The sequence below is a fragment of the Streptomyces sp. NPDC040432 genome (genome assembly GCF_055595445.1).
Map to the genome: position 1 here is coordinate 122,600 of NZ_JBVIVP010000015.1, position 11,471 is coordinate 134,070.

Genomic DNA, 11,471 nt, shown 5'->3' on the forward strand with positions numbered 1-11,471 from the left:
CCGTCACGGCATCAGGACATGGGCGTGCGTACTCAGATCGACCCTGAGTACGCGCTGAGGTCGGGTCCGCGGAACCGCCCACGCGAAACCGCCCGGCGGGTCAGACTGGAGTCATGCACCGCTGGACGCACTACCGCTTCCGCAGCGTGTGGGACCTGCAGGCCCCGCCCGCCCTCGTCTTCTCCCTGCTGGAGGACCCCGGGCAGTACCCCTCGTGGTGGCCCCAGGTGCGCCGGGTCGAACCGGCGGGGGAGGGCACCGGCAACGCCCTGATCCGCTCGGCCCTCCCGTACGGCATCCACGTCGACATCACCGGCCTGCTCCGCGACCCCGCCCGGGGCGTGCTGGAGGTCGCCCTGCGCGGTGACATCGAGGGCTGGGCGCGGTGGACCGTACGTCGGCGCGGCGGCCCCGGAGCCACCCGCACCCGGGCCCTGTACGAGCAGGAGGTCGAGGTCAGGGCGCCCCTGCTGCGCCGACTCTCGGTGCCCGCCCGGCCGCTGTTCAGGCTCAACCACGCCCTGATGATGCGGGCCGGCCGGCGCGGTCTCGCGGCCCGGCTGACGGCCGGCCCGGAAGCGGTTTGAACAGACCCCACGCCTCTTGTATTGTTCAGTCCGTTCCCGGGCGATTAGCTCAGCGGGAGAGCACTTCGTTCACACCGAAGGGGTCACTGGTTCGATCCCAGTATCGCCCACCGGGACAGGCCGGTCCGTCTGATGACGGACCGGCCTTCCGCATGCAGGGCCCCGCCGAGCGGCGCGCACGACAGGTCCTAGGCGGCCTGGTTCAGTTCCGGCCGCAGCGGCCAGTGCGGATCCACCGATTCGGGCGTCCCCTGCCGCGCGAACCACGCCTGCAGGCCGCGCGCCTGCGCCGCGTGCCACACCGCCTGCAAGGTGTGCAGCTCGGCCGGGGTCAGCCGCTCCAGCCTCCCCGCGAACCTGCGACCCACGGCCCGTACGACCTCCAGGGACGCCAACGCGTCCGCCGACGCGTCGTGCGCGCCCTCCAGCTCTATCCCGTAGTGCGCGCACAGGTCCGTCAGCGTGCGACGACCCTTGCGGTAGCGGTCCAGGTGCTTGTCCAACACCCGCGGATCCAGCACCGTCAACGGCCTGTTGTCCAGGTACCGCGACAGCGAGGAGGCCCGGTGTCGGCGCAACTCCCGGTCCAGCAGCGTCAGGTCGAACGGGGCGTTCATCACCACCACCGGCCGCCCCGCCACCTGCTGTTCCCCCAGCGCGCGGGCTATCTCCTCCACCACCGGCGCCGGCCAACGGCCGTGGCGCTGGAGGTGCTCATCGGTCAGGCCGTGCACTTCCGTGGCTCCCGGCGGTACCGGGATGCCGGGATTGACCAGCCAGCGGGTGGTGCGGACCCGGCCGCCCGCACATTCCTGCACGACGAGCGCGGCGGACACGATCCGGTCCTGCTCGACGTCCACTCCGGTCGTCTCCGTGTCGAATGAGGCCAACGGGCCTTCGTACCAGCGCGTCATGGCGAACTCCTCGTCCCCGGTCGGCAGATGGGGAGCACCCGGACGCCGTCGTCCCGGAACGTGCCGCCCCCGCCCGCTTCGGTGATACCCGGGCTGTTTGCCCCGTACGCCGTTTGCCGCCCCCCGGCTGCGGAGACAACTCAACAAGGGGGCCGCACACATGACCGGCCATCACCCCGACACCACTCACGGCAGGGCCCGGAAGGCATGGGGAGCCGGCCATGGCGCTCGCACAGCCCGAACCGGGCGGGGTGCTGCAGACACGGACCGGTCCCGCGACCGGACCGCTGCGGGGCACGCTCGCCACCACCGCCTGCATGGAGACGCTCCAGGTGGGCTACCTCCACGCCGTCGCCGCCGCGGCCGGCTGCTCGCTGTCCCAGCCCTTTCCGGACAACGGCATCGACTGGCACGTCAGCCACGGCGCGCCCGAACACGTCGTCGACGACGAGGTGACCGTCAAGGTGCAACTGAAGGCCACCTACCAGGTGCCGCCGAGGCCGGCGGGTGACACCTTCGGCTTCACCCTCGACAACGAACACCTGGTGAAACTGGCCCGGACGCCGGTCGCCGTCCACAAGATCCTCGTCGTCATGCTCGTACCGCGGGAGCGTGACCAGTGGCTGAGCGCCGGACACGACCGGCTCGACCTGCGGCACTGCTGTTACTGGACCAACCTCGCCGGACACCCCGTCACCGGCCGGCGCCGGACCACCGTACGGATCCCGACCGCGCGGATCTTCGACGACCGGGCGCTGTGCGAGATCATGACCCGGGTCGGGTCGGGAGGGACACCTTGATGAACCGGCAGCCACCGCACCTCGAACCGCTGTCGTCCCCGGAACCGGAGCCGGGTGCGCCCGATCCCGCCCAGGTCGACCCACAGGTGCTCGGCGCCCTCCTGCGCCGCCACGGCTGGCTCCGGCGCGGCGGCGCGGCGGGCCGCTACGGCCGTTGGACGCCGCCGCCGGGCCGGCCGGGCGGCGGCGCCGCCAGCCTGCTCGTCCCCGAGAGCCGCGCCTTCCCCGACTGCTCCGACCTGCTGGAGGAAGCGCTGACGGCCCTCTCCCGCAGCGGGCTCCCGTCGGCCCGCGAGGTCCTCTTCGGCCTGAGCGTTCCCAGCGACGAGGTCCGCTGGGAACGCGAGATCATCCCCGAGGGCCCGTACGGCCGCCAGGGCGACGCGGTCTGGACGGTGCAGGAGCAACTGCGCTCGGCGGCCCGTCGGATGCTGCTGGCCGGGGCGCTCGCCGACCGGGCGCGGGCCGGCTACTACGGAGCCCGCCACCGCGCCCAGGCCGAACGCACCCTGGACGGGGTCCTGGTGGGCCCCTCCCCGGGCGGTCGCAGGCTCACCGCCTACGTCCCCGTCGGCGGCGGCCGGGGCCCCGTGACCCGGCTGCACCACGCGCTGCACGCGGCCCGCGAGGCCGTGGACTACCGACGGGCCACCGGAGGCATGGAGGCCTTCGACGCGGCCGTCGCCGCCGGCGTCAGCCGGGAACTCGCCGACGCGCTCATCGCCCTGGTGCGCGGCTCGGAGGGGGTCCGCGTCGCGCTGGCCTGGGCGCCCGCCGCCGGGGTCCCCGCAGGGTGCGCCGCCCGGCCCGAGCCGGTGGAGTTCTCGCCGGGAGACCTGCCCGTGCTGCGCGAGGCCGCCGACCGGTACACCCGGGACGAGCCGGCCGTCGCCGTCCGCGTCGCCGGCGCGGTGGTGCGGATGCGCCGCTCGGCCGCCGGGGGAGGGGGCACCGTGCGGCTGCGGGTGCTGGCGGGCGCCGAGGTGCCGTACGTAAGGGCCGCGCTCGACGAGGAGGCCTACCGCATCGCGGGCCACGCGCACCTCGTCGGACTGCCCGTCCGGGTCAGCGGCCGGCTCCAGCGGCGCGGCGGCTTCCGCCGGCTCACCGGGGCGACCGACGTGACGCCGGTGCCGCTGGACGAGGTCGAGCGGGACCGCCTGATGAAGACCCTGGACGCGGCCTTCGACCCGCAGGACGTGCTCCCCTCGGACGAATAGCCCAGGCGCGCGGCCCCGGCGGTCAGGGCGCGGGGCGCGTGAAGCGGGCCATGAGCAGGTCCGGGACCGGCGAGAAGTCCGCGCCCCGGACCAGGCCGAGGCCCTCGTACAGGGCCACGGCGGGGGCGTTCGCCGCGCCCGTGGTGACCTCGACGGCACGGTCCGGGAAGGTCTCGGCGAGGAGGTGGCGCATCAGCCTGGAGGCGATTCCCCGGCGGAACCACGCCGGGTCCACGCACAGCCGGTCGATCCCGATGGCCCCGTCGGGCTCCTGGGCCCAGGCGAGGAAGCCCGCGATCGAGCCGTCGTCGGAGACGGCCCCCGACCAGTGCAGCGGACGCTCCCGCATCTCCCGGAGGCTCTCGCGCAGCGCGGGTATGCCGTCGAAGCCGATCAGGGCCGCCTCCACCGCGTAGGAGGCGCGGCCGATCCGGTGCACCGCGACGGCGGTGACCTCGTCGGTCAGGTCGAGCGGACGCAGGAGCAGGTTCGGCATGCGGGGTTCCCTTCGGGCGGGCGGGACGGGGCGCGGGCGGTCCCCACGCTATCCACGGGGCCGCCGGGCGCGGCCCCCGCCGGCCCCGGCCGGGGCCGCCGGACGCGTACGACCGTTATCCGTTTCGCTGCCCGGGCACTCGGCTCGGTACGATTCAGGCGCGCAGTGTTCGCTCGCGCACCCCCTGAGTCAGGAGAGACCGGTGTCAGACGTCCGTGTGATCATCCAACGCGATTCCGAGCGGGACGAGCGCGTGGTGGCCACGGGCACTACGGCGGCCGAGCTCTTCGCCGGCGAGCGCACCATCGTCGCCGCGCGCGTCGCGGGCGAGCTGAAGGACCTCGCGTACGAGGTGAAGGACGGCGAGACCGTCGAGCCGGTGGAGATCTCCTCCGAGGACGGCCTCAACATCCTGCGGCACTCGACCGCGCACGTCATGGCGCAGGCCGTGCAGGAGCTCTTCCCCGAGGCCAAGCTGGGCATCGGCCCGCCGGTCCGGGACGGGTTCTACTACGACTTCGACGTCGCGAAGCCCTTCACCCCCGAGGACCTCAAGGTCATCGAGAAGAAGATGCAGGAGATCCAGAAGCGCGGGCAGAAGTTCGCCCGCCGCGTGGTCTCCGACGAGGCGGCCCGCGAGGAGCTCGCAGACGAGCCGTACAAGCTGGAGCTCATCGGCATCAAGGGTTCGGCCTCCACCGACGACGGCGCGAACGTCGAGGTGGGCGGCGGCGAGCTGACCATCTACGACAACCTCGACGCCAAGACGGGCGAGCTGTGCTGGAAGGACCTCTGTCGCGGTCCCCACCTGCCCACCACCCGCAACATCCCGGCGTTCAAGCTGATGCGCAACGCGGCCGCCTACTGGCGCGGCAGCGAGAAGAACCCGATGCTCCAGCGCATCTACGGCACCGCGTGGCCGTCGAAGGACGAGCTGAAGGCCCACCTCGACTTCCTCGCCGAGGCCGAGAAGCGCGACCACCGCAAGCTCGGCAACGAGCTCGACCTCTTCTCCGTCCCGGACGAGATCGGCTCCGGCCTCGCCGTCTTCCACCCGCGCGGCGGCATCATCCGCCGGACCATGGAGGACTACTCGCGCCGCCGCCACGAGGAGGAGGGGTACGAGTTCGTCTACACCCCGCACGCCACCAAGGGCGCCCTCTTCGAGAAGAGCGGTCACCTGGACTGGTACGCGGAGGGCATGTACCCCCCCATGCAGCTCGACGGTGGTACCGACTACTACCTCAAGCCCATGAACTGCCCGATGCACAACCTGATCTTCGACGCGCGCGGCCGCTCCTACCGCGAACTGCCGCTGCGCCTCTTCGAGTTCGGAACCGTGTACCGGTACGAGAAGTCCGGCGTGGTGCACGGCCTGACCCGCGCCCGGGGCTTCACCCAGGACGACGCGCACATCTACTGCACCCGTGAGCAGATGGCGGAGGAGCTCGACCGCACGCTCACCTTCGTGCTGAACCTGCTGCGCGACTACGGTCTGACCGACTTCTACCTGGAACTGTCCACCAAGGACCCGGAGAAGTTCGTCGGCTCGGACGAGGCCTGGGAGGAGGCCACCGCCGTCCTCCAGCAGGTCGCCGAGAAGCAGGGCCTCCCGCTGACCCCCGACCCGGGCGGCGCGGCCTTCTACGGCCCGAAGATCTCCGTACAGGCGCGGGACGCCATCGGCCGCACCTGGCAGATGTCGACCGTCCAGCTGGACTTCAACCTGCCGGAGCGCTTCGACCTGGAGTACACCGGCCCGGACGGGTCGCGCCAGCGCCCGGTCATGATCCACCGCGCCCTGTTCGGTTCGATCGAGCGGTTCTTCGCGGTCCTGCTGGAGCACTACGCGGGCGCCATGCCGCCGTGGCTCGCCCCGGTCCAGGCCGTCGGCATCCCGATCGGCGACGGGCACGTGGAGTACCTCCAGGAGTTCGCCGCCGAGGCGAAGGGGCAGGGCCTGCGGGTCGAGGTGGACGCCTCCTCCGACCGCATGCAGAAGAAGATCCGCAACCACCAGAAGCTCAAGGTCCCGTTCATGATCATCGTCGGTGACGAGGACATGGCCGCGGGCACCGTCTCCTTCCGCTACCGCGACGGTTCGCAGGAGAACGGCATCGCCAAGGACGAGGCGCTGGCCAAGCTGGCCAAGGTCGTCGCCGACCGCGTCCAGGTCTGATCCGGGGCACGACGGCACGGCGGGCCCCCGGGAAGTGATCACTTTCCGGGGGCCTTCCTCGTACGTGCGGGCGAGGTCATATGCTGCATCCCATGACGATTGAGCCGGAGCAGCAGGGCGGAGTGGGCACGCAGGACGCGTTCCAGCGTCTGTGGACGCCCCACCGGATGGCCTACATCCAGGGGGAGAACAAGCCGACCGGCCCGGAGGCCGGGGACGGCTGTCCCTTCTGCGGGCTTCGGGAGATGTCCGACGAGGACGGGCTGATCGTGGCACGGGGCGAGCACGTGTACGCGGTGCTCAACCTCTACCCCTACAACGGTGGCCACCTGCTGGTCGTCCCGTACCGGCACGTCGCCGACTACACGGAGCTCGACGGCCCCGAGACGGCCGAGCTGGCGGACCTGACGAAGCGGGCCATGACGGCGCTGCGCAAGGCCTCCGGGGCGCACGGCTTCAACATCGGCCTGAACCAGGGGGCGGCCGCCGGCGCCGGCATCGCGGCCCACCTGCACCAGCACATCGTGCCGCGCTGGGGCGGTGACGCGAACTTCATGCCGGTCGTCGGGCACACCAGGGTGCTGCCGCAACTCCTCGCGGAGACCCGCCAGATGCTCTCGGACGCCTGGCCGGTCGACTGACTTCCACGAGCGGGGCGGGCCCACGGGGCCGCCCCGTCCCCGTGCTCAGGACGGGCGCGCGGCGCGCCATTCGGCCAGGACGGCCTCGATGTCGAACTCGGTCAGGTTCAGGGGCGGACCCGGCGGGGGCATGCGCAGGGCCGCCGCGATCTTCACGTTCACCTCGGTGAGGACCGCCCTCGCCTCCCGCTCGGAACGGGCCGCGCGGGCCGCCTCCAGGGCGTCCTCGGCCTCCTTGCGCAGCGCGAGCGCCGGCGGCAGGGAGGAGAAGCCCTCGCGGTGCATCTTCCCCTTGATCCACCACAGCTCGTCGTACGGCGCGTCCAGCGAGGCCATCGGCTTGCCCCAGCCCGGCAGCTTCTCGAACTCGCCCCGGGCCTCGGCCTCGCGGATCTGCCGGTCCACGAAGGACTCGAAGCTGACGCCGGGCGGTTTGCGCTCGGTCACGGCACCTCCTCGGGTTCCCCCGCCCGGGGCGGGACTCCTCCAGCGTACTTACTCGTACACGTCCGCCTTGCGGGGGGAAGGCTCCTGGACCATGCCGCTCATGATCGACGAACGGGTGGTGAAGCGTTCGGTGTCGACGCCGTTCTCCTCCAGCACCTTGAACGTCGCCGCGTGCACGGACCGCAGCACCGGGGCGACCGTGCGCAGCGCGTCGTCCGCCATGAAGCGGTGGCGCCACATCGAGCCGGCCCAGACGTGCCGCAGACCGAAGGGCTCGGGCAGGACCAGCTTGCCGCCGAAGTGCTCCAGCAGCGGCGGGTACCAGGTCAGCGGCGCGCGCACGGCCAGCCGCACGACCTCGGACGCGTCGACGAGCCGCAGCGGACGCTCCACGGTCTCCCAGAAGCGCACCGACTTCGGGACCTCGACCACCGGGGCCTTCGACTTGGTGGTGAACAGGCCGTGGACGGGGCCGAGGGCGTGGGCGGTGACGTCCACGCGCAGCGTCTTGTAGAGCACGGTCACGGTGACCAGCATGGTGATGACCAGCTGGCCGTCCCAGAGCGGGTACTGGATGCCCAGGTAGTGCCGGTTGCCCGCGCTGAACTGCTGCTCGTTGCAGATGCGGGTGATCTCGTGCGGCTTCACCAGGAAGGTGTCCACGTTCTCGCCGCCCGGCCGGGCCACCTCGCCCGCGCCCTCGCCGACGGGCGTGACGATCCAGTGCTGGACGGAGGCCGCCGGGAAGCCACCGGTGTGCAGGGGCCCGCGCTCCAGCTTGCGCAACTGGGTGTCGATCGCGCGTATGACGTCCCAGCTGCGGAAGGGGTGGATCTCGTGGCCCTCGGTCGCGGGGGTCAGTTCCTCGGCCATCTGCCAGCTGCCCCAGCGCGTGCCCATGCCGAGGATGCCCTTGGGGCCGGCGTAGAACACGGAGTTGCTGCGGTCCTCGGCGGTGAGCTTCGCCAGCTGGTGGCGCAGGTCCTCGCGGGCCTTCTCGTCGGGATTGCCGGGCACCGCGTCGGGGATCTTGGCGGCGACCCCGCCGCCGCCGAGCAGCCCGTCCCAGCGCGACCGCAGGTCCGCGGCGGTGTTCTCGCAGATCCGGCGGGCCAGGTACCAGCCGATGACCGGGGCGGCGAGCGAGGCGAGCAGGTAGAGCTCCAGGAAGCCGCTGCCGGGCTCGCGCTTGATCACCCGGTACAGGAGGATCGCGGCGAAGAGGGCGATGGCGACGAGCAGCGCCGTCCCGATCCAGCCGGTCTTGCGGCCCTCGCCCTTCGACAGGGTCTTGCGCAGCTGGAAGAGGCCCAGCCACAGCAGCGTCCCCGGGAGGAACAGCACCCCGCAGACCAGCGTGATCATGCGGAGGCGGCGGTCGCGGTCCTTGCGGATGCGGGAGGCGGCCAGGCAGTGCTCCACGACGGTCTGCGGGTCGGCGCCGAAGGACTGGATGAGGGGTTTGCGGCCGGCGCCCAGGGTGCGGGCCTCCACCGCGCGGCAGAAGGCCTCCCCGAGGTTCGGTTCGAAGAGGGAGAGCTTGGGCTCCTTGATCGAGGCCGGGTGCAGCTCGCTGTTGGCCCCGAGTATGGAGGACAGCTTGGTGTCCTTGCCGCCGTCGCGGTACGCGGCGGAGGCCAGCGCGTTCGTCGCCGCGGTCTGGCCGCCGCTCCCCTGGAGAGGAATCTGTGCCCCGGGCCTGAAGTCGAATCCGTCGTCCGCCACCGCTGCCCCCATCGCCGTGCCACTGTGCTCTTTGTCGTGCTGTTCTCGTGCCGCCCCGCGGCGTGCGGCCCGCCGCCGTGCCGCCGTGCCGCCCGATCTGCTCCCCGCCGCGCCGAAGAGCTTATCGGCGGACGTCGCCGCATGGTCATGGGACAGGGAAATACCGCCCACCGCAAGCCGGTTGGACGGGCGGTAGCCCTGGCGCTATGTCAGATGACTTCCCTTCTCCGCCTGTTCGCGCACCTTGTCCGCGATCGGCGCGGGCATCGGCTCGTGCCGCGCGTACGCCCGCGTGAACCGGCCGGTGCCGTGCGAGACGGAGCGCAGGTCCACGGCGTACCGGTCGATCTCGATCTCCGGGACCTCGGCGCGCACCCGGGTCCGTCCGGCGCCCGACTGCTCGGTGCCGACGACGCGGCCGCGCCGACCGGCGAGGTCGCTCATGACCGGACCGACGTACTCGTCGGGCACGAGGACGTCGAGTTCCGCGACGGGCTCCAGGAGGTGGATCGCGACGCCCGCGGCGGCCTCGCGCAGGGCCAGGGCGCCCGCGGTCTGGAACGCGGCGTCGGAGGAGTCCACGGAGTGGGCCTTGCCGTCGCGCAGGATGATCCGTACGTCGACCAGCGGATGGCCCGTCGCCAGCCCCCGGGCGGCCTGGGCGCGGACGCCCTTCTCCACGGACGGGATGAACTGGCGGGGGACCGAGCCGCCGACGACCTTGTCGACGAACTCGATGCCGCTGCCGGGCGGCAGCGGCTCCACCTCGATCTCGCAGATGGCGAACTGGCCGTGGCCGCCGGACTGCTTGACGTGCCGGCCGCGGCCGGCGGCCTTGGCGCCGAAGGTCTCGCGCAGGCTCACCTTGTGGGCCACGGGGTCGACCTGGACTCCGTACCGGCTCCGCAGCCGCTCCAGCGCGACGTCCTGGTGGGCCTCGCCGAGGCACCACAGGACGAGCTGGTGCGTGTGCGGGTTCTGCTCCAGCCGCATGGTGGGGTCCTCGGCGACGAGGCGGGCCAGTCCTTGGGACAGCTTGTCCTCGTCGGCCTTGCTGTGGGCCTCGATGGCGAGGGGGAGCAGCGGCTCCGGCATGCGCCACGGCTCCATCAGGAGCGGGGACTCCTTGGCGGACAGCGTGTCCCCGGTCTCGGCGCGGGTGAGTTTGGCCACGCAGGCGAGGTCGCCCGCGATGCACTGGCCGAGGATGCGCTGCTGCTTGCCGAAGGGCGAGGTGAGGGCGCCGGTCCGCTCGTCGACGTCGTGGTCCTCGTGGCCGCGGTCCGCGAGGCCGTGGCCGCTGACGTGGACGGCCTGCTCGGGGCGCAGCGTGCCGGAGAAGACGCGGACGAGGGAGACGCGGCCGACGTAGGGGTCGGAGGACGTCTTGACGACCTCGGCGAGCAGCGGTCCGGCCGGATCGCAGGTGGCCTCGGGGCGCGGGGCGCCGTCGGGCGAGGTGACGGTGAGCGGGGCGCGTTCCAGGGGGGTGGGGAAGCCGCCCGTGATCAGTTCGAGGAGTTCCACCGTGCCGAGGCCCTGGCGGGCGCCGTCGACGGCGGGAGCGGCCATCAGCACGGGGTGGAAGGTGCCGCGGGCGACGGCCCGCTCCAGGTCGTCGACCAGGGTCTTCAGGTCGATGTCCTCGCCGCCGAGGTAGCGGTCCATCAGGCCCTCGTCCTCGCTCTCCGCGATGATCCCCTCGATGAGGCGCGAGCGGGCGGAGTCGATGAGGGCGAGTTCGGCGGGGTCCGGATCGCGCTCCGCGCGCTCGCCCGAGGTGTAGTCGTGCACGCGCCGGGAGAGGAGGCCCAGCAGGCCCGTGACCGGGGCGTGGCCGTCGGCGCCGGCCGGTCCGTGCAGCGGCAGGTACAGGGGGATGACGGCGTCCGGGTCGTCCCCGCCGAAGATCTCCCCGCAGATGTCGGTCATCTGCGCGTAGTCGGCGCGGGCTGCCTCCAAATGGGTGACGACGATGGCGCGCGGCATGCCGACGGCCTCGCATTCGTCCCAGACCATCCGGGTGGCCCCGTCGATGCCGTCCGAGGCCGAGACGACGAAGAGGGCCGCGTCCGCGGCGCGCAGACCGGCCCTGAGTTCCCCGACGAAGTCGGCGTATCCGGGAGTGTCCAAGATGTTGATCTTGATGCCGGCCCATTCGACGGGGACCAGCGCGAGCTGGACGGACCGGTGCCGGCGCTGCTCGATCTCGTCGTAGTCGGAGACGGACGTGCCGTCCTCGACCCGACCGGCCCTGTTCACGGCCCCGGAGGTCAGGGCCAGCGCCTCGACCAGAGTGGTCTTTCCGGCACCGCTGTGGCCGACCAGCACGACGTTCCGTACGGAAGCGGGGCGGTCGGCCGTCAGTGCCCTGCCGGCGGCCCCGGCTTGGTGTGATGTGGCTCCCATGGTGCTCGTGCCTCCCGGTGTCGCGGTGAGGAGGGGTGATCGGGGTCCTACGA

Annotated in this window: 10 protein-coding genes and 1 tRNA gene; 6 read left to right on the forward strand and 5 right to left on the reverse strand. The window is 72.3% G+C overall.

Annotated elements, in window-relative coordinates; translation table 11 throughout:
• Nucleotides 1-113: 113 nt before the first annotated feature.
• Nucleotides 114-587, forward strand: a complete 474-nt coding sequence (locus ACZ58N_RS26690; protein WP_471164634.1) for an SRPBCC family protein — start codon at nucleotides 114-116, stop codon at nucleotides 585-587.
• A 38-nt stretch (nucleotides 588-625) separates the two neighbouring features.
• Nucleotides 626-697 (forward strand) — tRNA-Val (locus tag ACZ58N_RS26695).
• A 78-nt stretch (nucleotides 698-775) separates the two neighbouring features.
• On the opposite strand, the gene ACZ58N_RS26700 is transcribed toward ACZ58N_RS26695, so the two are convergent.
• Nucleotides 776-1,501: a 3'-5' exonuclease gene (locus ACZ58N_RS26700; RefSeq protein ID WP_388898779.1), complete on the reverse strand. Its 726-nt coding sequence runs from the start codon at nucleotides 1,499-1,501 to the stop codon at nucleotides 776-778.
• Between the two features lie 221 nt (nucleotides 1,502-1,722).
• On the opposite strand from ACZ58N_RS26700, the gene ACZ58N_RS26705 reads away from it, so the two are divergent.
• The gene (locus tag ACZ58N_RS26705; protein WP_471164637.1) at nucleotides 1,723-2,301 is read left to right on the forward strand and encodes a DUF4365 domain-containing protein; all 579 of its coding nucleotides are present in this window, start codon (nucleotides 1,723-1,725) and stop codon (nucleotides 2,299-2,301) included.
• Nucleotides 2,301-3,521 (forward strand): hypothetical protein, encoded by a 1,221-nt coding sequence (locus ACZ58N_RS26710; protein ID WP_471164640.1) that lies wholly within the window; start codon nucleotides 2,301-2,303, stop codon nucleotides 3,519-3,521. Before ACZ58N_RS26705 ends, ACZ58N_RS26710 begins: the two co-directional genes overlap by 1 nt.
• Before the next feature lie 22 nt (nucleotides 3,522-3,543).
• Here the strand turns inward: ACZ58N_RS26710 and ACZ58N_RS26715 are convergent, their stop codons facing one another.
• On the reverse strand, nucleotides 3,544-4,017 hold the full coding sequence (locus tag ACZ58N_RS26715; RefSeq protein WP_471164643.1) for a GNAT family N-acetyltransferase: 474 nt from the start codon (nucleotides 4,015-4,017) through the stop codon (nucleotides 3,544-3,546).
• 202 nt (nucleotides 4,018-4,219) lie between these two features.
• On the opposite strand from ACZ58N_RS26715, the gene thrS reads away from it, so the two are divergent.
• Nucleotides 4,220-6,196 carry a threonine--tRNA ligase gene (gene thrS / locus ACZ58N_RS26720; RefSeq protein ID WP_471164645.1) on the forward strand — a complete coding sequence of 659 codons (1,977 nt, stop codon included), beginning with the start codon at nucleotides 4,220-4,222 and terminating at the stop codon, nucleotides 6,194-6,196.
• Between the two features lie 80 nt (nucleotides 6,197-6,276).
• Nucleotides 6,277-6,837, forward strand: coding sequence for an HIT family protein (locus ACZ58N_RS26725; protein WP_281205820.1), 561 nt, complete (start codon nucleotides 6,277-6,279; stop codon nucleotides 6,835-6,837).
• Between the two features lie 45 nt (nucleotides 6,838-6,882).
• On the opposite strand, the gene ACZ58N_RS26730 is transcribed toward ACZ58N_RS26725, so the two are convergent.
• From ACZ58N_RS26730 to ACZ58N_RS26740, 3 genes are all read right to left on the reverse strand, one after another.
• On the reverse strand, nucleotides 6,883-7,284 hold the full coding sequence (locus ACZ58N_RS26730) for a DnaJ family domain-containing protein (RefSeq protein ID WP_471164649.1): 402 nt from the start codon (nucleotides 7,282-7,284) through the stop codon (nucleotides 6,883-6,885).
• Between the two features lie 48 nt (nucleotides 7,285-7,332).
• Nucleotides 7,333-9,021 (reverse strand): hypothetical protein, encoded by a 1,689-nt coding sequence (locus ACZ58N_RS26735; RefSeq protein WP_471164652.1) that lies wholly within the window; start codon nucleotides 9,019-9,021, stop codon nucleotides 7,333-7,335.
• A 192-nt stretch (nucleotides 9,022-9,213) separates the two neighbouring features.
• Entirely contained in the window at nucleotides 9,214-11,418 is a 2,205-nt protein-coding gene (locus ACZ58N_RS26740; protein WP_471164654.1) for an elongation factor G-like protein EF-G2, read from the reverse strand.
• Nucleotides 11,419-11,471: the final 53 nt, after the last annotated feature.

Bases quoted from the DNA above. Each gene is read 5' to 3' on its own strand.
- ACZ58N_RS26690 (WP_471164634.1), top strand. From the start codon at position 114: ATGCACCGCTGGACGCACTACCGCTTCCGCAGCGTGTGGGACCTGCAG.
- ACZ58N_RS26700 (WP_388898779.1), bottom strand. From the start codon at position 1,501: ATGACGCGCTGGTACGAAGGCCCGTTGGCCTCATTCGACACGGAGACG.
- ACZ58N_RS26710 (WP_471164640.1), top strand. From the start codon at position 2,301: ATGAACCGGCAGCCACCGCACCTCGAACCGCTGTCGTCCCCGGAACCG.
- ACZ58N_RS26725 (WP_281205820.1), top strand. From the start codon at position 6,277: ATGCTGCATCCCATGACGATTGAGCCGGAGCAGCAGGGCGGAGTGGGC.
- ACZ58N_RS26735 (WP_471164652.1), bottom strand. From the start codon at position 9,021: ATGGGGGCAGCGGTGGCGGACGACGGATTCGACTTCAGGCCCGGGGCA.
- ACZ58N_RS26705 (WP_471164637.1), top strand. From the start codon at position 1,723: ATGGCGCTCGCACAGCCCGAACCGGGCGGGGTGCTGCAGACACGGACC.
- ACZ58N_RS26740 (WP_471164654.1), bottom strand. From the start codon at position 11,418: ATGGGAGCCACATCACACCAAGCCGGGGCCGCCGGCAGGGCACTGACG.
- ACZ58N_RS26715 (WP_471164643.1), bottom strand. From the start codon at position 4,017: ATGCCGAACCTGCTCCTGCGTCCGCTCGACCTGACCGACGAGGTCACC.